The sequence below is a fragment of the Crocosphaera watsonii WH 8501 genome (assembly GCF_000167195.1).
GTDB classification, from domain to species: Bacteria; Cyanobacteriota; Cyanobacteriia; order Cyanobacteriales; family Microcystaceae; genus Crocosphaera; species Crocosphaera watsonii.
Genome location: NZ_AADV02000036.1, coordinates 1 through 26,390 on the forward strand (window position 1 = coordinate 1; position 26,390 = coordinate 26,390).

Consider the following 26,390-nt stretch of genomic DNA (forward strand, 5'->3'; position numbering starts at 1 on the left):
TGGTAGAAACACCTCCCAGTTGTTGGTTAAGAACAAATGTATCGAAAAGAGGAGCAACCTTTACCGCCCCCAGAAAAATTTGAATTACCTTTCGAGGGCAAATTGTCCCCCAATAATCGTTGGGTAATCATGGCAGAGTTGATACCTTGGGATGATTTTGAGGAAGAATATGCTAAACTTTTTTCAGCAGAAAAAGGTTCGCCAGCCAAACTATTTAGAATGGCATTAGGGACATTAATTATTAAGGAAAAATTAGGAACAAGTGATAGAGAAACTATAGAACAGATTAGAGAAGATCCCTATCTACAATACTTTATAGGTTTAAATTGTTATCAACAAGAGCCACCACTGGAATCTTCAATGCTAGTTCATTTTAGGAAAAGAATTGATGGAGAATTGATAAACAAAATCAATAAAAAAATAGTAAGAAGAGAAATAGACAAGAGTGATAAAGAAGTAAAAAAAAAGGATTGTCTCCAAGAAAAAGGAGAAAAAATAAAAAATAAAGGTAAACTAATTTTAGATGCGACTTGTGCGCCAGCAGACATCAAATACCCAACGGATTTAGGCATATTAAATCAAGCCAGAATTGAGACAGAAAGAATAATAGATAATCTTTATAAACCATTAAGAGTAAAATTGAGAAAAAAGCCGAGAACTTCTAGAAAAATTGCTAGAAAGGAATACTTAAAAGTAGCTAAAAAACGAAAAGTATCTTATCAAGAAAGAAGAAAAGCTATCGGGAAACAGTTAAAATACCTTAAGAAAAATTTAGGAAATATAGAAGACTTAATTCAAGCTGGGGCTTCCCTGGAAAATCTGAGTAAAAGACAGAAAAATTGTCTAGAGACTATCAAAAAAGTTTATGAACAACAACAGTCAATGTGGGAGAATAAGACCCAGAGTGTTCCTCAAAGAATTGTAAGTTTAACTCAACCGCATATTCGTCCAATAGTGAGGGGAAAAGCAGGAAAACCAATAGAGTTTGGAGCTAAACTCTCAGTAAGCTGTGTAGATAACTATGTGTTTCTAGACAAAATAAGTTGGGAAAACTTCAATGAATCTTGTCATTTAAAAGAACAAGTAGAAAAGTATAAAGAAACGTTTGGCTATTATCCCGAATCCGTTCATGTAGATAAAATTTATCGAACTAGGGAAAACAGAAATTGGTGTAAGGAAAGAGGGATAAGAATCAGTGGTCCGAAGTTAGGAAGACCTCCGAAAAATGTCAGTGAAGAAGAAAAGAAACAAGCCCACTCCGATGAATGCTTCCGTAATGCTATTGAGGGAAAGTTTGGACAAGCTAAACGAAGATTTAGCCTAAATCTCGTGATGACAAAACTCCCTGAAACCTCCATTACATCTATTGCTATTACATTTTTAGTTGTCAATCTTTCTAAACTTCTGAGGCAGTTTTTGTCGCTTTTTTTGTCCTTATTTACTAATAATAGAACAGGGGAACTCATCAAACCGCCTTTCATTAATTTTGATTATACTTTAAACAATTTTTATGTACTAAAACTTATTGATTTGTCAGAAAATTCTTGGTCAAAAGTGGCATAAATTTTGGAGAAACTTTTTCAGCAAACCCTAATTACTATAGAAAGTTACAGCAAATTTTAAGGATTCGTCAAGTCCCTTTTTGTAAATTTTCTTAATGCTTAGCAAAAGTCTCTCTTATGGTTGGACTAATATTCTTCCCACACTCCCCACACTCCACCCTAAGATTCCCCCCTTAGTAAGGGGGGAATCTTAGGGGGGATCACAAGAATCTCCTGTTACAGTCTTTGATTTAACTTAAAACCCTGATCTCGCTTCAACTTAGCCCCCAACTCCCACTTAATGCGGTTCAAAATCGAAGTTTTATCCAAAGATAATAAAATCTGCTTCACAACTGTTTTTGGTCCTTCGGGTCCCCAGGCTGCCCCATTAGCTAAATAGCGTTTGCTTACTTGGCCAATGGCATAACAAGAAACCCCGGCCACACTGCCTTGAGTGATAGCAATGGAAATATAAGGAAGCAAAGACAACCCTGCGGTTGTGGGGACCATCAACCCTAACATTCCTTTGAGGGAACTCAAACCCAAAGAAGTGAGAAACTCCGTGGCACTAATGCCCCCCATACTCACCCCAATTTTTTGTAAAAGGGCGATCGCTGCTTGTTGGGTCATGGGTATACCATAGAGATTAGATAAGGCCAAAATCATCGCTACATCCACCACTGCCCCTGTAAATAAATCAACCACTGTCACGGGGTTTAAAGCAATAGCCATGGCTTTAATCATCACTGCTTTGTGAATTAGTTGGTTAGCTGCTTTTTCTCTAATTTCTAATTTACGGGCGATGATTTGCTCGTTAACTTCATCGGCGTATAACATTGTATTAAGGGCAACCAAAGACTTACCTTCTCGATGTAAAATTTCTAATATTTTTGACTTTAAGGTCTCGATCTCTGGCTTTCCTCTGCTTCTTTTTTGTTTTAAATTACCTTGTTCATCTTGACTCATTTCTGTTATTAAAGGAGAGGCCGCAATCATAACAATTTCATCAGGAGACAGCAACTCTTTAACCCTGTCGTCCCGTATTTTTTCATAAATGGCTAAGCGATCCGTTTCTGGATATTGATCAATTTTGTTAAAGATCAAAATAATCGGTTTTCCTGCTAATCTTAATCGGGATAAAGCCTCGAATTCAACCTTAGTCATATCCCCTGAAATAACGAAGAGAATTAAATCCACTTGCTTAGCCATATCATGGGCTAACATTTCCCTAGTTTCTCCATCTACTTCATCAATACCAGGGGTGTCAATTAACTGTATTTGAGACTTTCCCCACCCCGATAAGGCTACTGTTTGCAACCCTTTTATCTGCTCATCTTGTTGTAATTTCCAGTCTGCTGTATCAATGCTTTGAGTCACTCCGTGTAAAGGACCTGTTTTAAAAATATTTTCTCCTATCAAGGCATTTAAAACCGAAGATTTTCCTCTTCCCACCATACCAAAAGCAGCAATTTGTACTAAAGAATACTCCAGTTTCTCTAGCATTTCTGTGAGGCTATTTAATTCACTTTCTAAGCCAATTTGTTCCCGATGGGTTAAATCTAAATGGTTAACTAAATTTCTGAGACTATCTTGTGCTTGTTGATAGTTTAATTGTTCTTGAATTTCATCAAAACTCACTAACGCTTCGTCTAAGTCTGGAAAGTTCCAAGAATTATGATCGCTTGCTTCAGACATGGTTTACATTTGAGTCGTGAATACTATAGCACAAGAAGACTGCTTGTCACAGTCTAGAAGGCCATGCTCCCATTCTAGCAAAATTAACAAGAAACTTTTTGGTGTTGATAAACCTCCAAAAATCTAGTCGCTTCCTGATAATTTAAGGGTTGACTTAATAAATACCCTTGGGCTTCTCGACAATCTAAATTTTCTAATAACTTGAGTTGTTTGTTGGTTTCAACCCCTTCGGCAATAACCCGTAAGTCCAAACTGTTTCCCAAAGCGATAGCTGCTGAAATAATAGCAATATTTTCTGGTTTTTCTGTTATTTCTTGTACACAAGACTGAGCGATTTTTAAGGTGCCAAAGGGGAATTTAGGAAGATGGTTAAGACAAGAATAACCGGTTCCAAAATCATCCATAGATAAATGAATTCCTAATTGCCTTAAATTTTGCAAAACTTGATGAGCTATTTCTGTATTGGCAAGTATTGCCTTTTCTGTTATTTCCAATTCTAACCATTGAGGAGCAAGTTTTGTTTCCCCTAATATGCTTTCAACTAGATTAATAAAATTTGTATCTTTTAATTGTAATGGGGACAAATTAACCGACATTATCAAATTAGGTAAACCCATATCCTGCCAAGTACGGTTTTGAAGGCAGGCTTGTCTTAAAACCCATTCACCTATGGAGATAATTGAATCAGTTTGCTCAGCGACAGGTATAAATTTTTGTGGCTTAATTTGACCTAATTCTGGATGGTTCCAACGAATTAATGCTTCAACTCCAGAAATTTCTCCTGTCCTTATTTTGATTTGGGGTTGACAATAAAGTTCTAACTCTTGGTGCTTTAATGCTTCTTCTAAAGCAGTTTTTGCCTTTAACAGTTTAGATGCTTTGGGATCAATAGTTAGATTATATCTTTTATTCTTTGCTCTCATTTCTTTTTTATGATTAGTTAATCTACTTTCTGCCTGTCGTAGAAGGGTTTTACTATCGTGACCGTCTTGAGGATAAATAGCACAACCCATACTATACTCTAAATATAAAACTTTTTCCGATAACTGTAAGGATTCGCCAATATTATTTAAAAGTCTCTGAGTGATTTTTTCAAGGTCATTTCCATGACTAATTTTAGGGAATAAAATCATAAATTTATCGTCTCCCCAACGACAAACAATATCACTCCCTCTCAAACTAGCTTTAATCCGTTCAGCTACTTCAAGTAAAATTTTATCCCCCACAGGATAGCCCCAATTTTTATTAATCCCTTGGAAGTGATTAATATCTAATAACATTACCGCTATTGATTTATGATGTTGCTTTGCATTGCTGAGAGAATTTAAAAAGTATTCTTTGAATAAAACCCTGTTGGGTAATTTGGTTAAAGGATCTTGATATTCTTTAGCTTTAAGTGTATCTTTAGAATTGAGAGCTTGGGAGGGAAGTCCAAAATATACATGATCTGCTCCTATGGTGTATTGACTATCCAATTCTGGGGAATCACTATGGACTTGTTGCGGTTTACTTTTGATAATATCGACGATAGTATTAGACCATTCATTACTAGCATAATAAGTCGCATTTACTTCACAACCAAAGTTAATTAAGTCTCCATTCTTTAACTCTTTGATTAAGCATTTTTCTCCATTAACATAAATTCCATTACGACTTTTATTCCCATCTAGATCCCCATCAATAATCCAGTAAGAATAGGTATTATTATCACGATGTTTTCGTCTCATTAATGTACCATGACGACGGGAAGCTTGTTGTGAATGAATGACAATAGAATTTTTAGTATGTCTGCCAATAGAATAGGTTTCTTCTTCTAAAGAAATGGTTTGACGATATTTTTGATCTTCGACTACTAGAAGTTGGCGGCTTTTTTGAGAATGATTTATATGAGTGTTCATAATGTTATGTATGGTTTTTTTAAGAAAAAGCTTGGTAAATATTTTGTCAATTGTTAGTTGAGAGAAGAAATTGATTTTTTTGTTTCTGAAAACCTATTAAATACTTTAATACATCTTCTGAACTTAAAGGACGACTAAATAAATATCCTTGCATTTCTTCACAATTCAATTCTTTCAGAAGTTTTAACTGTTCTTGATTTTCAACTCCCTCCGCAATAACTCTCAGATTAAAGCCACGACTTAGGGTCATAATAGCAGAAATAATATGTAAGTCTTGAGAACTTTGATTAAGTTCTTTCACAAAACTTTGATCAATTTTCAGGGTATCAAAGGGGAATTTTTTTAAGTAACCTAGAGAAGAATATCCTGTACCAAAGTCATCCATAGAAATATAAACTCCCATCTCCCTTAATTCTTGTAGGGTTTTCTTGGCTATAGTTATATTTTTCATCAGCATAGATTCAGTTACTTCTAATTCTAACCATTTGGGATCTAATCCAACAGATTCCAAGGTATTTTCTACAGTTTCAATTAGATTAGGTTGTTGTAATTGTTGTGCTGATAAATTAACCGAAATTATCACGGGGGGTAATCCCATTTGTTGCCATTTCTTATTTTGTTGACAAGCGGTTTTTAGTACCCATTCCCCCATGGGTAAGATTAAACCTGTTTTTTCTGCTAGAGGGATAAATTTACCTGGTTTAATTAACCCCAGTTGAGGACTTTTCCAGCGAATTAATGCCTCTAAACCATAAACTTGACCAGTTTTGATATTAATTTGGGGTTGATAATGTAGAATCATTTCCCCATTTTTTACAGCTTGATGAAGTTGGTTTTCTAGAGTGAAATTCTCAGCAATTTCTACACCCATTTGTGGGTTATAAAATTGATAATGATTTCGTCCAGATTCTTTGGTACGATACAAAGCAGCATCAGCATTTTTGAGCAGTATTTCTGTTTCTTGTCCATCTTCGGGATAAATGGCAATTCCCACACTACATTTAAGATATATTTCATGTCCTTCTATCTGTAAGGGATGTTCAAAGGTTTGAAGCAATCTCTGAGAAAATTTAGCTGCTTGGTCAGGATTTTGAATTTCTCCAAGAAGGACTACAAATTCGTCTCCTCCCCAGCGACAAACGAAATCACTTTTTCGTATATGAGAGTTTAAACGCTTAGCAAAATATTGTAAAATCTGATCGCCAATATTATGTCCTAATGTGTCATTAATATTTTTAAAATTATCGATGTCAATAAATAAAATAGCAAATAATTTATTATATCTTTGGCTATTTTTGGATATTAAAGAAATATGTTGATCAAAAAAATTACGGTTGGGCAATCCTATTAAACCATCGTGAAAAGCATGGTGCTTTAATTCATTTTCTGCTTGTTTACGTTGGGTGATATTGAATATATAGCTTCTGATTAGTTGTTCTTGTGCTAAGTAATGAATATGCTGTTCAAAACTTTGGTTTTCTATATCAACTTCTCGAATAACTAAACTCCCATTATTATAATCTTGTTTTTCGAGCAATCCTTGTAGCAAAGGATGTTTAATTTGTCTTTTTTGTAAATTAGGAAATTTTAAATTAGTAGATGGATTCAGGTAAGTAATGGTTCCTTCATAGTTAATTTCAACAATAGGAATAGGACTCAATTCTACAACAGAGGCTAGATTTTTTATTTCTGATAAGCTAGGTATATCTATGTTATTTTCTTTTAATTGTGTATGATTTGCAAAACCATTTATATCAGGAGAAGTAGAATTTATAAAAAGGTTTGGCTTGAATTTATCCACACATTCTTGATTCCTGTTATCAATAATATAATAATGGGCTTTTACATCTCCAGTAAAATAAATATTGTCTCCATGTTTTAGTTCGGTTTTCTCAATTTTTTCCCGATTTACTACGACTCCATTGGTACTTCTATCCCCTTCAATAGTGCCATCAATCAAAACATAAGAAAAATGCTCATCATTTTTAGATGTTTTAATGAGAGTGGCGTGTTGTCTAGAAATTCCTTCAGCATTGATGACAGTAGCATTTGTGGAATACCGGCCAATGGAATATTGGGGTTCTTCCAGATAAAATACTCGTTGACCACTGGTTAAACTAAAAACTAAGATATGTTGTATATTTTGCTTCTTTTCTGTTAAATAAAGCATAACAAGATTCAAAAATAGCGGATAAACGGTTGAATTATATAAGTGGTTGGACAAATTTAAAGCTATCTGTGAAGGAAGGAAACAGGGAACGGGGAACAGGCAATAGGGAAGGGTTATAGCCTTATTAACATAAGTTAATACAGTGCTGTTTATTTATGTCCGACTACTTAGATAACTCCAATAAGTCAGCCTCAATTATGAATTATAAATCTGTAATTTCCACTGATCTAAACCCCACTGATCATGTGATCTTGATCACTTGAATAGGTAAATCTATCTTAATCGCTGTTTAGTTAACTCAACGGCTAACTCGATGGCTGCTTTAAGGCTGGTTTCCCTGGCAATACCTTTTCCCGCAATATCAAAGGCGGTTCCATGATCGGGGGAAGTACGGATAAAAGGTAAACCAATGGTGGTGTTGATAGCCTGATCAAAGGCCATTAATTTTACCGGAATTAGTCCTTGATCGTGATACAGTGCCAAATAAGCATCACCGACATTATTCAGAGTTAATGTCGGTCGATCTCTGGCAGTATCTCCTGTTTGAGTTATTTTTAAGGTATCTCCATACCAAGCTTTGGCCGGGTTAACCCATAAAGTATCAGGGGGAACTAAACCCACTATTTCTGCATGGGAATATTGTTGTTGTGCTTTTTCTAACCAGGGAAATAACCAATCTTTTTCTTCTGTTCCTAATTGTCCATTTTCTCCACTATGAGGGTTTAATCCTGAGATGACAATTTTCGGGTTTTCAATAGCAAAATCTTGCTGCAAACAGTTAATCAATAGGTCTAATTTCAGGGACATTAATTGAGGGGTTAACGTCTGAGAAACGTGGTTGAGAGGAATATGGGTGGTGGCCAGTAAGGTTCGTAACGTCCAACCAGTATAAGGCGATCGCCCCACAAATAACATCCCAAATCGCTCAATTTTGGCTTTTTGGGCTAATACTTCTGTTTGTCCTGGATAACTATACCCGGCTGCTTTCCAACAAGACTTGGCAATGGGGGCGGTGACAATACCCTGAAACTTACCTTCCAGGGTATGGGCGATGGCTGTTTCTAAGTAAAGAAAACTCGCTTTGCCACTGGCCCCATTACCGGAGCCTGGCATAATTTGCTCAATGGTGTTGGGATCGAGGGGAATATCAATTATTGACAAGTTGTCGGGATGGACTAAGGGCTGTCCCTGTAGGTGTAATTCCTGGTAGGTTTTTTCGAGTAGCGATCGCGTTCCGATGACGGTGAGATCACAAGTTTCGCTGATGGTGGGATCAGCCAAGGCTTTGAGGATAATTTCGGGACCAATACTGGCAGGATCTCCCATGGTTAAGGCTAAATGGGGACGTTGACGTTGTGGGGAGTCTGAGAATTGCATCTTGTGATTTTACCTTGGTGCTTTACAATACATATATAACCATGGGTGAACTTTGGCTAAAATTGAGTAACTTTTACCTTAATGGTAACTTCAATGATAAGCTAAAACTGTCCCGCAATTATTAATACTTATCCATTCAATTAGGAGAATAAAAATGACTGCTGAAAGTATGATGTTTAATGGTGCCGTTGTTTTAATGGTTTTAGTTCTTTTTGGCTTAGCTTGGGGCTTTCTCATTCTTAAAATTCAAGGAGGGGAAGCTGAATAAGATATATAGCACTTCTCATACTTGTGAGGTACAGAGTTTTCTAGTTTTAGGAGTTCGGAGTTCGGAGTTCGGAGTTCGGAGGCTCGATATTAGGTGTACCTCATGAGTCCGAGAAACGCTATAAACATCGGGAAGAGATTGAGTTCTTTTTTTAATTTCTTCCTTGGTTTTAATCCCTGTTTTTAAGAAAATATCAAAAGGATTAAGTATGAGTAATGTCACCCCTTCCATCGAGTTCTTTGTGGGCATTTCGGAGGAATTAAGTAATGTAAGTTTACGACGGAGTAAGCAAACAGGGATTCGTAATGTCTTAATGATTTTTGAGAATTTAAAATCTTTAGAAAGGTTCAGAAGTTATACAAATCAAACCTACGGTGATTTACGTTTAATTGACTCGGAAGGAGAAATTAGCGTCACTCCCTCTTCTTTAAAAATTATTTGGGGAGGGGATGAAGGGGATGAATTAAAAGAGGTTAGATGCGGATTTGATCTTGAAAAAGATGAGCATTGGGATCGTTTTATGCGTTTTATGGAACGTTACGCAGAAGCTAATGGCATGGCTTATCAAGATACAAAATAATTGATTACTTACCTATTATATCATGAATGCTTCTCAAACAACTGAAACTGAAAATCAGCAAAATTCTCTCTCTGAGGAGAGTTCAAAAGAACAAAGAACGTGGAGTTTTTGGACTGTTTTTAGTTCAACTTTCTTGACAATATTTTTAGCAGAGATGGGTGATAAAACCCAACTGGCAACCCTATTAATCAGTGCAGAATCTCAATCCCCTTGGATAGTATTTGCTGGGTCAGCGATCGCTTTAATTGCGACCAGTTTATTAGGGGTGTTAATTGGTTATTGGTTAGCCCGTCGTTTATCTCCGAAAACTTTAGATATAGCGGTAGCTTTATTGTTACTAATAATTACAGGGTTATTGGTAGGAGATATATTAAGTAGTTAAGGTGATTTAAGCATGGATTGGCAATTATTTGGATTAAGTTTTATTACAGTTTTTCTGGCAGAAGTCGGGGATAAAAGTCAACTGGCAGCTATCGCTTTGGGAGGTAGTTCTAAGTCTCCCCGTGCGGTATTTTTTGGCTCAATTACTGCTTTAATTCTAGCGAGTTTTTTGGGGGTGATTGCTGGGGGAACTATTGCTCAATTTCTGCCCACTAAACTGTTAAAAGCGATGGCAGCTATAGGGTTTGCTGTAATGGCTTTACGGTTGTTGTGGCCGGAATTTGATGATGATGAAAAGGGGTGAACACAAACATAATAATTAAAGCTGCGATCGCAGGGTAAACTCATAATCTCCCCCAGGTTCTAGTTGATAGTCAGATCGTTCCAAAAACCGTCCCAAGGGTTCATAAATTAAAGCACGGCCTAGGGACGGTTGTACTAATAGCTGTCCGTGACGAAAATGCCATTTAAACCGCCATTGATATTCTGCGGCCCTTACTTCTCCTTCCATTTGTCCTTGCTGCCAAGACTGTTGAGTAATACGGACATAAGCGGTGGTTTTGGGTAGATTATTAGAACTCACAGTGGCATTAATCCTAGATATCTTTAGATGTTTACCATAACAAATCTGTTTGATATTGTCAGTAGAATAGATAGCAGTCGCCAAGAACTGAGGTAAAGGGAAATAGGCAATAAGTAGCTGTTTATAGATAAACGTGAGGTGGGCAATATTAATAAAAGGTCGAAACAAAGTATTTTAGATATTGCCCACATTACGACTTTTTTCAACAAAAATAATTTTATTTTTGCTCAATTTGTAATTGAAACTTAATTGACCCTTTCCCAGTCTAGGAGGTTAGGATGGTATGAGGAAAAAAATGATGAAAAAAAAATTTGTTTTATTTGCTTTAACTTTATTGTTAACTGCGACTTCTCAAAATGCAGTTTGGGCTGGAGAAATTCTCGAAAGAATTAGACAAACAGGGGTTATTACCGCAGGAACTCGTAAAGATGCAACTCCTTTTGCCTACATCAATGAAAAGGGAGAATGGGTGGGTTATTCTATTGATATTTTAGAGATTATTCGTCAAAATGTGGAAAAAGAACTAGGGAAACCTATTCGCTTAAAATTGGTAGAAGTTACGCCACAAAATCGTTTTAATAAAGTTAAAAATAAAGAGATTGATATAGAATGTGCCTCTTCTACTTTTACCTGGGAACGGGATAAGATTATTGATTTTTCTGTTAGTTATTTTGCTAGTGGGACAAAAATTATGAGGAAAAAAGGCAGTAGTTTAGGTACTATTGACTCCTTAGCAGGTAGGAGAATTGGTGTTATTCCGAATACAACTAATGAACAAGCGATTAAAATTCAACAACCTGCTGCAATTATTGTTCCTATTAAAAATAGAATTGAAGGGTTAGAAAAGCTTAAAAAAGGTGAAATTGAAGCTATTGCTGGTGATGGGATTGTTTTACAGGCATTACAATTAGAAAATAATAATGGCGATCGCTTTGAGGTGGTTCCAGAATTTCCTTACGTTTATGAAGCTTATGCTTGTATGATTCCCGAAGATGAATCAGCTTGGCGAGGTATGGTAAATTACAGTTTAGTTAAGTTTATGGAAGGTATTATTAGTGATCAACCGCAACAAGTAGAAATGTATGAAAAATGGTTTGGAGAAGAAACGGGAGTTACACCTTATTCTAGAGAAGCTATTAACGATTATTTTCAAGGTATTGTAGATGGTTACGAATGGATTCCTTTAATTAGTTATTGATTTGGAAATTTTCCCTCTTTTTGAGGGTTTTTTGTTTCGTTGGGAGCATCCCAAAGTTGCAAATTCTCCTTTATTGATAATAGTTGATATGATGAATTTCCCCCCGTCTCACCATCTTCTCGTCAAACTCCATTCATCTCGTTTTTTGAAAAAATGGGATGCTCCCGTTACGTTAGATATATATTAGGTGTACCCCATGAGTCCGAGAAACCCTATATTAATTCTTTAATACTTCTTGAATCATAAAATTAGCCTGGGAACCATAACCACCACCGAACAGATTAAAATGGTTTAAAATGTGATAAAGATTATACAAAGTTTTGCGTTTCTTATATCCTTTATCTAAGGGAAATACCTCGTTATATCCCCGATAAAAAGCAGCAGGAAACCCTCCGAAAAGTTCTGTCATAGCAAGATCAACCTCCCGATCACCATAATAGGTTGCTGGGTCTAAGATCACAGGTTCTCCTGCGTCTGTAACTGCGACATTTCCTGACCACAAGTCACCATGAACTAGGGAAGGTTGGGGTTCAATACTTGCTAAAATTTGTCTTACTTTATCTACGATTTGATTATAATTGCCGAAATTTCCTCCCTTCCTATTGGCTAATTTTAATTGAAATCCAATGCGATGATTTGCAAAAAAATCAGACCATGTATCTGTCCAATTATTTACTTGTGGCGTGGAGCCAATGGTATTATTTTCACTCCAGCCAAACTTATTTTCTCCTTGATAATTGTGCATTTTAGCCAATTTTATCCCCATTTCTTCCCAAGCACTATTATGAGAACTACCAAATTCTAACCACTCTAAAACAATATAACTAGAGCGTTCTGTCATACCCCAACATATCGGTTTAGGTACTCGAATCGTTTGGGTTTGTGCCATTTCTTTGAGTCCCAATGCTTCTGCTGCAAACATTTCAACTTTAGAGGCATGGTTAATCTTCACAAAGTATTTGATATCTGAGCCAATGAGACAATAACCTTGATTGATACAGCCACCACTTACAGATTTTTGCCTTTCGACAGTAAAGGGTTTTCCTGTTGTTTCACTAATATGTTGAGAAATTTGTGTCCACATTATTTTTGACCTTAATAATTAACCCACTGAAAGCGTTCCATATTTGCAGAAAATTATCTTTGGAGTTTGACAATAATAAAACTATTATCCATCAAAGACAATTGGCAAATTGGGGATACTCCTGACCCATTTATAGTTTATTATTAGTTGGTAACAATTGTCACTCCATAAGCATTAGGATCAAGATATTTCCGTGCTGCATTTTGAATATCATCTGTGGTTAAGGATTGAATAACTTGGGGGTAAGATAAAGCAGGGTTTAACGATTGCATTTGAGAGTAATAATACCCATAAAGGTTGGTGCGATCGCTTGGTCTTTCGTTATTAAAAATAAACCTATTAACCGCTTGTCTTTTGATCCGATTCAATTCTTCTTCCTTGATAGACTCTTTCTGAATACTTTGCAGATGTTGAGTGATTATTTTTTCGACTTCTGGAACATTCTCTTTTTCCAGTTTTGCCGCAATATAAAACATTCCCTGAACTTTTTGGGTCATATTACTAACACTGATATGAGAGACTAAGTTTTTATCTTCTCGTAAGTCTTGAAATAAACGAGAGGTTTTACCTTTTCCCAAAATAGAAGCTAAGACATCTAACCCATAAGTTTCCTCTAAATCTAACAAACCAGGTACTTTCCACATCATAATTAATCGTGCTTGTTGTAGTTGCTCATCTTCATATTCTTGGCGAATAATCTCCTCAAAAGGTGACTCTGGAGACACAGGAAAGCTTAATGACTGCAAAGAATCAGAAAACGTTTCTGTCTGATAATAAGTTTTCTCAAAACTATCAGCAACGATATCAATTAATTGCTCAACAGGAAGGTTTCCCACTGCAACTGCTGTGACTGAGTTGGGATGATAACAACTACCATGAAACTCCCGCATTTGTTGAGGAGTTAACCCTTCGATCACGTCTGCTGGGCCCAACACGGGACGACGATAGGGTAAAGTATCAAAACAGGTTTCCATCGCTCGATAAAAGGTGCGACGACTCGGATTATCATAAGAACGACGAATCTCTTCTAAAACCACCAATTTTTCCCGTCCAAACGCACCATCTTCAATGATAGGATTAAAAATTACATCCAACTGTAACGGTACTAAATCCGCAAAATCATTGGGCGCACTGGTAATATAAAAATGAGTGTATTCTTGAGAAGTAGCTGCATTAGTCACAGCACCCCTTTGTTCGATGCGTTGTTCAAATTCTCCATTTTTTAGGTTTGGAGTACCTTTAAAGACCATATGCTCCAGGAAATGGGCCATTCCGTTGATCTCATTGGACTCTAGTGCAGATCCTACTTTCAGCCAGACATTGAGGTTAACTGCATCTACGGGCATTTGTTCAGCTATAATGGTTAAGCCGTTGGTTAGATTAACAATGGTGGGTGTCTGGGAAACCGATGAGTCGAGGATGGGAGATAACATAAAGATAGTTCTGTTGGTTAAATCTGCTACCTATATCTTAGTAAAGTGCATCAACTTTAATCAAATCGACAATTACAGTACATAAATATTTAATTGCTTTTACTTATGCCCAATCCTTGCAATTTACCGCTTTTACTGCTTATTGATGGTCATTCTTTGGCCTTTCGTGCTTATTATGCTTTTGCCAAAGCGAGAAGGGGGCCATTAAGAACTTCTACTGGTATTCCTACCAGTATTTGTTTTGGTTTTCTTAATTCTTTAATTCAGGTGATTAAGTTAGAAAAGCCTGAATATATTGCTATTGCTTTTGATAGTAGTGAGCCGACTTTTCGTCACGAAGCAGATGTTAACTATAAGGCAGATAGAAAAGAAACTCCAGAGGATTTTATACCGGATATTCAGAACTTACAACGACTATTAGAAGCTTTAAATATTACTATTATAACTGCACCCGGATATGAAGCGGATGATATTTTGGGAACGGTGGCAAATCGAGGCACAGAAAATGGTTATCGAGTAAAAATTGTTACTGGCGATCGCGATCTTTTTCAATTGGTTAATGATCAGAATAATCTCAGTGTTTTATATTTAGAAAGAAATGCAGTAAGAAGTTCCTCAGGAGAGGGTTATACAGAGTTTAAATTCGATGATGTTACAGAAAAAATGGGTATTAAACCCACACAAGTAATTGATTATAAAGCTTTATGTGGTGATAAGTCTGATAATATTCCCGGTATTAGGGGAATAGGAGATAAAACAGCAGTTAAACTATTAAATGAATACGAAACTTTAGACGAAGTATATAATAATATTGAAGCTATTAAAGGAGCAAATAAGAAAAAGTTAAAGGAAGGGAAGAAAGAGGCGGAACATTCACAGTTTTTAGCAAAAATTGTTACCGATGCACCGTTAGATTTCGAGATAGAAAATTGTGAACTAAAAGGATTTAATTTTGATGCGGTTAAACCTATATTAGAAAACTTAGAACTGAAAAAGTTTGTCAAAGAGATTAATCAATTACAAGAACATTTTGGAGGTAATATTACTTTAGAATTTCATGATAAAATTGATAGAAGTGAAACCCATCAACTTTCACTGTTTGATAGTTCATCGACTCAAGTAGAGACGGTTAATAAGATTGAAGAAGAGAAGAAAGAATCTTTAATTAAACCTCAAATCATCACGGAAATAGAACAATTAGAAGAATTAGTAAATAAACTTGTAACCTATACTAATGGGAATATTCCTGTTGCTTGGGACACAGAAACAACAGCTTTAAACCCGAGAGAAGCTGAGTTAGTTGGTATTGGTTGTTGTTGGGGAAATAAACCCACTGATATCGCTTATATTCCCATTGCACATAAACAAGGAAAACAACTGAGAAAAGAACAGGTTTTTGATAGATTACAATCTATTTTGGAAAGTAATAACTATCCCAAAGTTTTCCAGAATACTAAATTTGATCGCCTCATCTTCAAACATCAGGGAATTAACCTAGATGGTGTGGTTTTAGATACTATGTTAGCGAGTTATGTATTACATCCAGAGAAGAGTCATAAACTAAGTGAATTATGTGAACAATATTTAGAGGGTATTACTTCCCTTGATTATAAAGATTTAGGTATCGGAAAAAAACAAACTATCGCAGATTTAGATATTGAAACAGTAGCAGAATATTGTGGAATGGATGCTTATGCAACCTTTTTATTAGTGGAACCTTTAAAAAATGAATTGAAACCCCTTTCTACCCTAGACAAACTATTATTAGAAGTGGAACAACCCTTAGAACCTGTCTTAGCTATCATGGAAGATACAGGAATTATTATTGATAGCGAATATTTAGGTAAACTGTCCAAGGAACTAGAACAACATTTATTGAGTTTAGAAGAGAACGCTTATCAAGCAGCAGGAGAAAAATTTAACTTAGGCTCACCCAAACAATTAGGACATATTTTATTTGAGAAATTAGAACTAAACCGTAAAAAATCAAGGAAAACCAAAACAGGTTATTCTACCGATCACGCAACCCTCGAAAAATTAAAAGGGGATCACCCTATCATAGATTATATTTTAGAATACCGTACCTTATCTAAGCTAAAATCTACTTATATTGATGCACTACCGGAATTAGTTGACAAAATAGATCAGCGAATACATACCAATTTCAATCAGTCTGTAACTGCCACGGGAAGACTGTCATCGTCTAACCCTAACTTACAAAATATTCCCATCAGAACAGAATTTTCTCGTCGAATAAGACAAGCATTTATCCCACAACAAGATTGGTTATTGGTTTCTGCTGATTATTCCCAAATTGAACTAAGAATATTAGCCCATTTAAGTCAAGAACAAGTTCTATTAAACGCTTACAAAAATGCTGATGATGTTCATAGTGTTACAGCAAGACTATTATTTGATAAAGAAGAAATCACACCCCAAGAAAGAACTTTAGGTAAAACCATTAACTTTGGTGTTATTTATGGAATGGGTTCTCAGAGGTTTGCTAGAGAAGCAGGAGTTAGTGCAGTAGAAGGAAAAGAATTTATCAATAAATATCGTCAACGCTATGCCAAAGTATTTGACTATTTAGAGAGTATGAAAAAAGAAGCGATCGCTAATGGATATGTAACCACAATTTTAGGAAGAAGACGTTATTTTAACTTTTTTGATGATAATTTATATCGTTTTCGTGGTCATGATCCTCAAAATATTGATCTCAATAAAATAAATATAAATTATAATGATTCTCAGTTATTAAGGGCTGCTGCTAATGCACCCATTCAGGGATCAAGTGCCGATATTATTAAAATTGCTATGGTAAAAATACAAGAAATTTTAGACAACTATCAAGCTAACTTGTTGCTACAAGTTCATGATGAATTAGTATTTGAAATACCACACCAAGAATGGGAAGAATTAGAAGATAAAATAAAAGAAACAATGGAAAATGCTGTTACATTAACTGTTCCTTTAGTAGTAGAAATTAATACGGGTAAAAATTGGATGGAAGCTAAATAAGAAATGATGAATAATTATTATTTTTCATGAAATATAAGAATCAACCAAAGATTTAATATTATAGATTTACTAAAGTCGATAATCATGAAATAATAGATACAATAGAAGAAACCGCAGAGTAAAACATAAATAAAATATGGTTAACACAAAGATACAACCTTCTCGTCATTCCTTAGCAGAATATATACATCGCTTAGAAAATGGACAAGCATTACTCAAAGACTCACCCCAAAATGTCATAGAAGTGGTGGGTATTCTCAAAAGTTATGGTGTTATTTTAGATCAATATTCTCGGAACTTAATTTATATTTCTGAGCATCAATTTTTTATTCTATTTCCCTTCTTTAAATATTTCAATGGAGAGTTTTCTATTGATAAATTACTTAGTCATTGGAACCATAATAGAACCAATTTTGAATACGCAGAATACTGCATGAAAGCAATGATGTGGCATGGAGGAGGTGAGTTAGATGCTTATTTAGATACCCCTGAATTTAGAAATAATGTAGAAAAGGTTATTCAAGCTAAATTTAAGCATAACTTTTTAATGTTAACCCTGCATAAAATCTTCCCAGAATTCCTTCCTGAACACATGAGAATGATGTCTTATTATAGTGGTTTGGGACAATTTTGGCGAGTGATGGCAGATATATTTTTAGACCTTTCTGATCTCTATGATAACGGTGAAATTAAATCCATTGCTGATGTCGTTCAACACATATTAGATGGTTTAGTTAAAGATGCTGCAAAACCAATTACTTATCAAGTAAAAATCAAAGAAGAAGTCTATGAAGTGCTACCCAAAAAAGCAGAGTTAACCTTTTTGATGGACACTGCTGTACCTTATGTAGAAGCAATATTTTTTAGAGGAACCCCCTTTCCTGGTACCATTTCTTATAACGCTCAATCCTACCAAATACCCTCAGAACAAGCTATCTTTACCTATGGTGCGTTATACGCTGATCCTTTGCCTGTAGGAGGTGCAGGAATTCCTCCTACTTTATTAATGCAGGATATGAGGCATCATTTACCCGAATATTTACACGAAGTTTACCGCCACAGTTTTCGTCAAGAAGATGACTTATTAGTACAAATTTGTCAAACGTTTCAAAAGTCCATGTTTTGTGTAACAACTGCTGCTATTAAAGGGTTAGCACCTTATCCTTTAGACACAACAAATATTGAAGAACAAAAAGAAAATAGGGCTTATTTAGAAGGGTGGATGGATAGATTTAAAACTTCACAAATTCTTATTGTTAATAACTAGAAATGTAGGGTGAGGCACTGCCCACCTACAAATAAACTTTATGCAATTGTTAATAAAAACTTATGAATTGGTTATAGAAATCAAATAGAAAACGGTATACAACATATCCAATTTAAGAGATAATTAAGGAGAGATGAAAATTAAAACTAAGTAGAAATAGCTATTTTTTTCCATGAAAAAACTAATTGAAGGACTACAAAAATTCCAAAGTGGTTATTTTCTTTCTCACCGTGAATTATTTGAAGAATTATCCCAAGGACAACACCCTCGTATTCTTTTTATTACTTGTTCGGACTCCCGTGTTGATCCTAATTTAATCACACAAGCAGAAGTTGGGGACCTTTTTGTTATTCGTAATGCAGGGAATATTATTCCTCCTTTTGGTGCAGCCAATGGTGGAGAAGGTGCAGCCATAGAATATGCTATTTCTGCATTAGATATTCAGCAAGCTATTGTTTGTGGCCATTCCCATTGTGGTGCCATGAAAGGGCTGTTAAAATTGAATAGTTTACAAGAAAAAATGCCTTTGGTTTATGATTGGTTAAAACACGCAGAAGCTACTCGCAGACTGGTTAAGGATAATTATAGTCATTTGGAAGGGGAAGAATTATTAGAAGTTACGGTTGCAGAAAATGTTTTAACCCAACTGGAAAACTTACAAACTTATCCCGTTATTCATTCTCGTCTGCATCAAAAAAAATTAACCCTACATGGTTGGATTTATCGCATTGAAACAGGAGAAGTTCTAGAATACGATCGAGCGTCCCATGATTTCATCGCCCCTCAAAGTTCAATTACAGACACCGAACCGGAATATAGTTTCCATCCTAGAAATCATGCTCCTGGATCTACACCCTTTAAACGTCCTGCAACTACTAGAGCAAGCAGTAATGGTAACGGTAAAAATGGCAGTAATAGGTCTTCTTTACCAGGATATGAACAGTTTAGCCCGGAACAGGCACAACGGATTTATCGGGGTTCTTATTAATATTGTAGGGGTCAACGGCCGTTGACCCCTACAGGGTGTTACAAACATTATAATTAGAAAAGAGGTAAGTGAAACCAAAAGAACTGTTTAACCACATAGAAATTAACCCTCGCAAACTAACAGAATATGCCCTTGATCCAGAAAACCCGAAAGGAGCAAATAAAGCTTTGATGTTTCAACGGCACTTAGGCTATAATAAAGATAATTATCAACTTTTACTGAATCAAATCTATGCTCAAGTTTTAGATGCAGAAGCCACCTTTTAATTTAAAGATGAACATGGGGAGCGTTATCAAATTGACTTAGAAATAAAAGGAATACAACCCTATCAAAAAGAAATTGTGCGAACGGGATGGATAAGAGAACTAAACACCAATATAGCTAGATTAGTTACCCTATATATAAAAAAAAAGGTCATGATAAAACCCGAATTTTTTGATATTATTGAATTATTAATAAATTTACCCGAAGCTAAACAATTTATTGGCAGTCAAGGAAGTATTGTTGAGTGCTTTGAAGATGGAAAATATGAGGTGGAATTTAGTAATAACGAGGGAGAAACTACTGCTTTATATACTCTTTCAGAGAAGCAGTTTATAGTGGTTTGGCAAGCCAAAACCAAAAGTTGGATACCAGTTTCAGAAAGATTAAATGCTGTTATTAATAACTTATCTGAAAACCAACAGCAAGAACTCTTAAACTTTGCCCGCTTTATTCATCAAGTTTCCTAGAAATTATTAGGAGTCACGGATAATATAAGATAGAATACTATCTAAACGTTCAATTAATCAAAGATCATGATAGTATAAAAATTATAAGTTTAATGAGAATTAATTAGGGTTTGCTGAATAAAAGCAAAACCCTATTCTTTAAAAGGTTACACCCATATTCGCGATCGCAAAAAAGATCAGCTTTGTCGGCTACAAACCGCTATAATTGGTAGAAACACCTCCCAGTTGTTGGTCAAGAACAAATGTATCGAAAAGAGGAGCAACCTTTACCGCCCCCAGAAAAATTTGAATTACCTTTCGAGGGCAAATTGTCCCCCAATAATCGTTGGGTAATCATGGCAGAGTTGATACCTTGGGATGATTTTGAGGAAGAATATGCTAAACTTTTTTCAGCAGAAAAAGGTGCGCCAGCCAAACTATTTAGAATGGCATTAGGGACATTAATTATTAAGGAAAAATTAGGAACAAGTGATAGAGAAACTATAGAACAGATTAGAGAAAATCCCTATCTACAATACTTTATAGGTTTAAATTGTTATCAACAAGAGCCACCACTGGAATCTTCAATGCTAGTTCATTTTAGGAAAAGAATTGATGGAGAATTGATAAACAAAATCAATAAAAAAATAGTAAAAAGAGAAATAGACAAGAGTGATAAAGAAGTAAAAAAAAAGGATTGTCTCCAAGAAAAAGGAGAAAAAATAAAAAATAAAGGTAAACTAATTTTAGATGCGACTTGTGCGCCAGCAGACATCAAATACCCAACGGATTTAGGCATATTAAATCAAGCCAGAATTGAGACAGAAAGAATAATAGATAATCTTTATACACCATTAAGAGTAAAATTGAGAAAAAAGCCGAGAACTTCTAGAAAAATTGCTAGAAAGGAATACTTAAAAGTAGCTAAAAAACGAAAAGTATCTTATCAAGAAAGAAGAAAAGCTATCGGGAAACAGTTAAAATACCTTAAGAAAAATTTAGGAAATATAGAAGACTTAATTCAAGCTGGGCTTCCCTGGAAATCTGAGTAAAAGACAGAAAAAATGGTCTAGAGACTATCAAAAAAGTTTATGAACAACAACAGTCAATGTGGGAGAATAAGACCCAGAGTGTTCCTCAAAGAATTGTAAGTTTAACTCAACCGCATATTCGTCCAATAGTGAGGGGAAAAGCAGGAAACCCAATAGAGTTTGGAGCTAAACTCTCAGTAAGCTGTGTAGATAACTATGTGTTTCTAGACAAAATAAGTTTGGAAAACTTCAATGAATCTTGTCATTTAAAAGAACAAGTAGAAAAGTATAAAGAAACGTTTGGCTATTATCCCGAATCCGTCCATGTAGATAAAATTTATCGAACTAGGGAAAACAGAAATTGGTGTAAGGAAAGAGGGATAAGAATCAGTGGTCCGAAGTTAAGAAGACCTCCGAAAAATGTCAGTGAAGAAGAAAAGAAACAAGCCCACTCCGATGAATGCTTCCGTAATGCTATTGAGGGAAAGTTTGGACAAGCTAAACGAAGATTTAGCCTAAATCTCGTGATGACAAAACTCCCTGAAACCTCCATTACATCTATTGCTATTACATTTTTAGTTGTCAATCTTTGTAAACTTCTGAGGCAGTTTTTGTCGCTTTTTTTGTCCTTATTTACTAATAATAGAACAGGGGAACTCATCAAACCGCCTTTCATTAATTTTGATTATACTTTAAACAATTTTTATGTACTAAAACTTATTGATTTGTCAGAAAATTCTTGGTCAAAAGTGGCATAAATTTTGGAGAAACTTTTTCAGCAAACCCTAATTAAGGTTTAACACTTCCGCTATCTAAACAAACATAAACTTATTGTATAGCATTTAGGATAAAAATGTCAATCCCTAGCAAATAATTGTTTGTCAACTTTCGGGGCATCGAACCCCTCAGTTGACCTCCGACCCTGCCGACTTTACAAGTCGGCAGGAAAGCGGAGGTGCATTCCGCACCGCCATTCATCCCACGCTGATTTGTGTGTTTTTTTGGAAAATACAGCGTGGGGCTTCTGGCGGTTAAGCTAAATTTCAAATAATCATGGTGACTTGCCTGAAAAATGTGCCATGAGAAAAACTACTATAAATCAGGGATTAGCGAAATGCTATAAAAAACAGGGTGATCAATAATCACCCTGTTTTTTAGTCCTCAAGGATAATCAGAGGTAAATTGATTAAACAGCAACAGTTTTCTTGGTTCCTGCGCTTAATTCACCCTTAGCATATTTATCAGAATAAGCATCAAGACTTTCTTGCTTGATCTTACTAGCATTTCCAGCAGTCCAGAATTGCTGATAACGATCAGAACAAACTTGTTTCATGTACTTCATGGAAGGCTTCATGAAGTGGCGAGGGTCAAAGTTAGCAGGATCTTTAACCGCAGCTTCACGAATAGCAGCAGTGATAGCTAAACGGTTGTCGGTATCGATGTTAACCTTACGAACCCCACTCTTGATACCTTTTTGAATTTCTTCAACGGGTACACCATAGGTTTCAGGAATTTGACCACCGTATTCGTTGATCATGTCTAACCATTCTTGGGGTACGGAAGAAGAACCGTGCATTACCAAGTGAGTGTTGGGGAGACGGCTATGAATTTCTTCAATACGACTAATAGCGAGAATTTCACCAGTGGGTTTGCGGGTAAACTTATAAGCACCGTGACTGGTTCCAATAGCGATGGCTAAAGCATCAACCTGAGTACGTTCTACAAATTCTACTGCTTCGTCGGGATCGGTGAGCAATTGGTCTTTACTAAGGGTTCCTTCAAATCCGTGGCCGTCTTCTTTGTCTCCTTTTCCGGTTTCCAAAGAACCTAAACAACCTAATTCACCTTCTACACTAGCACCCACAGCATGAGCGACTTTAACCACTTCAGCCGTTACATTTACGTTATATTCAAAGCTAGCAGGGGTTTTTGCATCTGCTTCTAAAGAACCATCCATCATTACACTGGTGAAACCGTTACGGATAGCACTGTAGCAAGTTGCAGGACTGTTGCCGTGATCTTGGTGCATGGCAATGGGAATATGAGGATAACTTTCTACTGCACCTAAAATTAAATGACGCAGAAAGTTCTCTCCAGCATACTTACGCGCACCACGAGAAGCTTGTAAAATCACAGGACTATCTGTTTCGTCTGCGGCCTGCATAATCGCTAAAATCTGTTCCAGGTTGTTAACGTTAAATGCAGGGATACCATAACCATTCTCGGCTGCGTGGTCTAGAAGCAGTCTCATAGGTACAAGTGCCATAAATGTCCTCCTAATCTCTTTATTAGATGTTTTGTAAGCAAGTTGTTAAGAAAAATATTTCTCTTATTCGTTAATCTTAAGATAGATTTTACTATTTGACTAATTCTTTTTTTATTTTTTTGAACGCATACTTTTGTTGATTTGACAATGTCAATTTACTCTCGAGATTAGCAGTAAATACAATAATAAGCGTCTATTTGGCTGATTTAGCAGTTTTTCACTGATCTTTACGATTCTTGTTCGGGTTCACTGTTGCCGGTCATTATCTGGAGCTAGAGAATCTGGAGCTAGAGATTTTTGGCTCCAGTGCCTAACTAGAGGGGATAGGTAATTATTTTCTCATATTTTCTTCCTATACTTTCCCATGTGTAATTATTTTCGACATAGTTCCGACCGTTTTTTGATAAAGTTTGACGCAACTTTTTGTCTTCAAATAAATTACTAATTCCTTTGACATATTCTTCTATTTTATTCGCTCTTAATGCTCTTAATGGTGTATTGTCTCCATCAACTTTCATTCCTTCTAAACCCCGATCACTTGCTACGATAGGAACCCCTGCTGCCATCGCTTCTAGGGTCTTATTTTTAATGCCAAAACCTGATCTTAAAGGAATAACACAAACAGTTGCTTTGTGTAAATATTCTGCCATTGACGGCACTTTTCCTGTTACTGTAATCCCTGGATTTTTCCCTAATTTTAGCACAGATTCTGTTGGGTTTGCCCCGACAATAGTTAAAATAGCATCAGGATATTTTTGACGTAATAAAGGAAAAATTTCTTGACTAAAAAAGCAAGCAGCATCAATATTAGTCACATAGTCCATTCCTCCTGTGAGGATTAAATGATGACCCCCTGGATCACTACTTCGCTCAGGAAAAATACCTAAATCGACTCCGTTAGGAAGCACAGAAACTTGACTATTTATTTTAAATTCTTTTAGTTGTTGATAGTCGTCATCTGTGGTAACAACCACATGAGAAAACTTCTGATAAACTCGTTTTTCGTAGCGTTTCAACAAAGGTAAATAAAGGCGATCCCTTTGAGAGTTTTCCGAAGTTGCTGTATCAAGCTGATGTTGACAAGTACGATACACAGAACTATGACTATTAATAACTGTTTTTATCTTCTCTTTCCAGTGAGGACGAATATAAATTTCATTAACACTATGTTCACAGGTAATGGCATCAAAATCATTATTCTTAACAGCTTGATCAACCCAGTTCTGAATTGATTGATCGTATAGAAAAGAAACATTGGGAGGAGTTCCTGTTATCAAAAATTGACAAAAACGCTTGACTTTTTCTACAATCCCTGATTCAGGATTGTTAGGACGAGGAAATAACATTAAAGTTTTGACCCAACCCTTTAAAGCCTCTATTTCTTCTTCGGTAACATCTTCAGCTTTTTGGGTGACTAAAGTAATCTCATGATAATAACTTAACTGTTTTAATAAGTTAAATGTTCTGACTTGAGTTCTCCCTCGACTGGGAGGAAAAGGAAAAGTAGCACAAATCATTAATAATTTCATTCTTGGTTAAGATAGTTATGGAAAAAATATGTTATATTATAAATCGAGACAACTAAGTATTCGGTAGTAGATTTTGTTATCAGCATTGACGGGTGTACCCCTTTCAGCCTTTGTACGATTCTCTCCGATGACTCACGCTCTACAATCCTTCTAAATAACGGAGATAATCGAAAATGTCAATTTATGTAGGAAACTTATCCTATGACGTGAATAAAGAAGACCTTGAGGAGGTCTTCACAGAATATGGTTCAGTTAAGCGTGTTCATATTCCTAAAGACCGTGAATCAGGTCGTATGCGAGGCTTTGCCTTTGTAGAGATGGATTCTGATGACCAAGAACAGGAAGCTATCTCTACCTTGGATGGGGCTGAATGGATGGGCCGCACCTTAAAGGTTAATAAAGCCAAAGAAAGAGAACCTCGTGGTTCTTTTAACGGTGGTGGTCGCTCAAATTACTAAGTTAACCAATCAAGGGGTAGAGAGCTTGTATTGAGCCTCTCTACCCCGATGTATTAACCGAGCCGATTTTCTATCATCATCCTAACAACCTCTGGCATTTTATATTGAGCCTTCCAACCTAATTTTTTCTCAGCTTTGCTGGGGTTTCCACAACTATAAGTGATATCGGTGGGACGAAACAAACTGGAGTCACTGGTTACATGGTCTTGCCAATTTAAGCCTAGACAGTTAAAAGTTTCCATAACAAACGCTTCTAAGGAATAACTGTTTCCGGTGGCAATTACATAATCATCGGCTTGAGGCTGTTGTAGCATTAAGTGCATTGCTTGGACGTATTCAGGGGCCCATCCCCAGTCCCGTTTGATGTTGATATTTCCCAGTTGTAATTTATGGGAATGACCTTGAGCAATTTTGCAAGCGGTTGCGACAATTTTTTGAGTCACAAATCGTCCGGGGCGTAAAGGAGATTCGTGGTTAAATAAAATACCAGAACAGGCAAAAATGCCGTAAGCTTCCCGATAATTAGCTACCTCCCAAAATGCTGCAAATTTTGCTACCGCATAAGGACTACGAGGACGAAAAGGTGTTAATTCATCGGCAGTAATTGTATCCGTATCCCCAAAACATTCACTAGAACCAGCATTATAAAATTTAATAGGTGCGCCAGTAAAGCGGATAGCTTCTAGTAAGTTTAAGGTACCAGTAGCAATACTTTCCAAGGTTTCTACAGGGAGTTCAAAGGATAGTCCCACAGAACTCTGGCCAGCTAAATTATAAACTTCATCTGGTTCAGTTTTATGAAGAATTTGTAGCACACTACGAAAGTCATTCAGTGCCATAGATTCTAGTTTAACTTCTTCTCTAATTCCCAGACGAACTAAGTTTTGAAAAGAGGACATTTGTGCATCCCGTGAG

The 26,390-nt window shown here is 36.0% G+C and carries 20 protein-coding genes and 2 pseudogenes; 12 read left to right on the forward strand and 10 right to left on the reverse strand.

All coding sequences use genetic code 11. From position 1 onward, the window contains the following. Positions 1-36 precede the first annotated feature (36 nt). Complete coding sequence (locus CWATDRAFT_RS16725) at positions 37-1,563, forward strand: IS5-like element ISCwa2 family transposase (RefSeq protein ID WP_007306141.1); 1,527 nt, start codon at positions 37-39, stop codon at positions 1,561-1,563. 215 nt (positions 1,564-1,778) lie between these two features. Here the strand turns inward: CWATDRAFT_RS16725 and CWATDRAFT_RS16730 are convergent, their stop codons facing one another. The 4 genes from CWATDRAFT_RS16730 to pdxA all read right to left on the reverse strand — a co-directional run bounded on the left by CWATDRAFT_RS16730 (position 1,779) and on the right by pdxA (position 8,681). Further along, on the reverse strand, positions 1,779-3,236 hold the full coding sequence (locus tag CWATDRAFT_RS16730) for a GTP-binding protein (RefSeq protein ID WP_007306163.1): 1,458 nt from the start codon (positions 3,234-3,236) through the stop codon (positions 1,779-1,781). An 83-nt stretch (positions 3,237-3,319) separates the two neighbouring features. After that, positions 3,320-5,134, reverse strand: coding sequence for an EAL domain-containing protein (locus CWATDRAFT_RS16735; protein ID WP_007306162.1), 1,815 nt, complete (start codon positions 5,132-5,134; stop codon positions 3,320-3,322). A 46-nt stretch (positions 5,135-5,180) separates the two neighbouring features. After that, positions 5,181-7,304: an EAL domain-containing protein gene (locus tag CWATDRAFT_RS16740; protein WP_007306161.1), complete on the reverse strand. Its 2,124-nt coding sequence runs from the start codon at positions 7,302-7,304 to the stop codon at positions 5,181-5,183. 273 nt (positions 7,305-7,577) lie between these two features. Beyond that, positions 7,578-8,681: a 4-hydroxythreonine-4-phosphate dehydrogenase PdxA gene (gene pdxA, locus CWATDRAFT_RS16745; RefSeq protein ID WP_007306160.1), complete on the reverse strand. Its 1,104-nt coding sequence runs from the start codon at positions 8,679-8,681 to the stop codon at positions 7,578-7,580. Between the two features lie 154 nt (positions 8,682-8,835). Between pdxA and petM the strand changes: the two genes are divergently transcribed. The 4 genes from petM (at position 8,836) to CWATDRAFT_RS16765 (ending at position 10,214) form a co-directional block, all read left to right on the forward strand. After that, a complete protein-coding gene (gene petM / locus CWATDRAFT_RS16750) occupies positions 8,836-8,949 on the forward strand; it encodes a cytochrome b6-f complex subunit PetM (protein WP_007306142.1) in 114 nt (37 codons plus the stop codon). Positions 8,950-9,157: 208 nt separating this feature from the next. Beyond that, on the forward strand, positions 9,158-9,529 hold the full coding sequence (gene psb28 / locus CWATDRAFT_RS16755; RefSeq protein ID WP_007306143.1) for a photosystem II reaction center protein Psb28: 372 nt from the start codon (positions 9,158-9,160) through the stop codon (positions 9,527-9,529). A gap of 22 nt (positions 9,530-9,551) precedes the next feature. After that, positions 9,552-9,911, forward strand: a complete 360-nt coding sequence (locus CWATDRAFT_RS16760) for a TMEM165/GDT1 family protein (protein WP_007306144.1) — start codon at positions 9,552-9,554, stop codon at positions 9,909-9,911. 12 nt (positions 9,912-9,923) lie between these two features. Next, complete coding sequence (locus tag CWATDRAFT_RS16765) at positions 9,924-10,214, forward strand: TMEM165/GDT1 family protein (protein ID WP_007306145.1); 291 nt, start codon at positions 9,924-9,926, stop codon at positions 10,212-10,214. 15 nt (positions 10,215-10,229) lie between these two features. On the opposite strand, the gene CWATDRAFT_RS16770 is transcribed toward CWATDRAFT_RS16765, so the two are convergent. After that, positions 10,230-10,493, reverse strand: coding sequence for a DUF3146 family protein (locus CWATDRAFT_RS16770; protein ID WP_007306159.1), 264 nt, complete (start codon positions 10,491-10,493; stop codon positions 10,230-10,232). 298 nt (positions 10,494-10,791) lie between these two features. On the opposite strand from CWATDRAFT_RS16770, the gene CWATDRAFT_RS16775 reads away from it, so the two are divergent. After that, positions 10,792-11,691 carry an amino acid ABC transporter substrate-binding protein gene (locus CWATDRAFT_RS16775; protein WP_190273852.1) on the forward strand — a complete coding sequence of 300 codons (900 nt, stop codon included), beginning with the start codon at positions 10,792-10,794 and terminating at the stop codon, positions 11,689-11,691. A gap of 217 nt (positions 11,692-11,908) precedes the next feature. Here CWATDRAFT_RS16775 and CWATDRAFT_RS16785 read toward each other — a convergent pair whose 3' ends face one another. Further along, positions 11,909-12,775: a fructosamine kinase family protein gene (locus CWATDRAFT_RS16785; protein WP_007306158.1), complete on the reverse strand. Its 867-nt coding sequence runs from the start codon at positions 12,773-12,775 to the stop codon at positions 11,909-11,911. A gap of 143 nt (positions 12,776-12,918) precedes the next feature. Next, positions 12,919-14,208, reverse strand: a complete 1,290-nt coding sequence (locus tag CWATDRAFT_RS16790; protein ID WP_007306157.1) for a M16 family metallopeptidase — start codon at positions 14,206-14,208, stop codon at positions 12,919-12,921. Positions 14,209-14,313: 105 nt separating this feature from the next. Between CWATDRAFT_RS16790 and polA the strand changes: the two genes are divergently transcribed. The 5 genes and pseudogenes from polA (at position 14,314) to CWATDRAFT_RS33900 (ending at position 21,980) form a co-directional block, all read left to right on the forward strand. Further along, positions 14,314-17,226, forward strand: a complete 2,913-nt coding sequence (gene polA / locus CWATDRAFT_RS16795) for a DNA polymerase I (protein WP_007306147.1) — start codon at positions 14,314-14,316, stop codon at positions 17,224-17,226. A gap of 136 nt (positions 17,227-17,362) precedes the next feature. Beyond that, positions 17,363-18,493 carry a CO2 hydration protein gene (locus tag CWATDRAFT_RS16800; RefSeq protein ID WP_007306148.1) on the forward strand — a complete coding sequence of 377 codons (1,131 nt, stop codon included), beginning with the start codon at positions 17,363-17,365 and terminating at the stop codon, positions 18,491-18,493. A gap of 172 nt (positions 18,494-18,665) precedes the next feature. Beyond that, the gene (locus tag CWATDRAFT_RS16805; protein WP_007306149.1) at positions 18,666-19,481 is read left to right on the forward strand and encodes a carbonic anhydrase; all 816 of its coding nucleotides are present in this window, start codon (positions 18,666-18,668) and stop codon (positions 19,479-19,481) included. A gap of 68 nt (positions 19,482-19,549) precedes the next feature. Beyond that, positions 19,550-20,212 (forward strand): annotated as a pseudogene (locus CWATDRAFT_RS41830) (DUF4926 domain-containing protein). A 242-nt stretch (positions 20,213-20,454) separates the two neighbouring features. Further along, positions 20,455-21,980: pseudogene (locus tag CWATDRAFT_RS33900) on the forward strand (IS5 family transposase). A 428-nt stretch (positions 21,981-22,408) separates the two neighbouring features. On the opposite strand, the gene fba reads toward CWATDRAFT_RS33900, so the two are convergent. Together fba and CWATDRAFT_RS16835 are read right to left on the reverse strand one after the other, a co-directional pair. Continuing rightward, positions 22,409-23,488: a class II fructose-bisphosphate aldolase gene (gene fba / locus CWATDRAFT_RS16830; protein WP_007306156.1), complete on the reverse strand. Its 1,080-nt coding sequence runs from the start codon at positions 23,486-23,488 to the stop codon at positions 22,409-22,411. Positions 23,489-23,802: 314 nt separating this feature from the next. Further along, entirely contained in the window at positions 23,803-25,017 is a 1,215-nt protein-coding gene (locus tag CWATDRAFT_RS16835; protein WP_007306155.1) for a glycosyltransferase family 4 protein, read from the reverse strand. Positions 25,018-25,190: 173 nt separating this feature from the next. Between CWATDRAFT_RS16835 and CWATDRAFT_RS16840 the strand changes: the two genes are divergently transcribed. Next, complete coding sequence (locus tag CWATDRAFT_RS16840; RefSeq protein WP_007306153.1) at positions 25,191-25,475, forward strand: RNA recognition motif domain-containing protein; 285 nt, start codon at positions 25,191-25,193, stop codon at positions 25,473-25,475. Between the two features lie 53 nt (positions 25,476-25,528). Here CWATDRAFT_RS16840 and CWATDRAFT_RS16845 read toward each other — a convergent pair. Then, positions 25,529-26,390 (reverse strand): GDP-mannose 4,6-dehydratase (locus tag CWATDRAFT_RS16845; protein WP_007306154.1); only part of this gene is annotated, 862 nt, incomplete at its 5' end.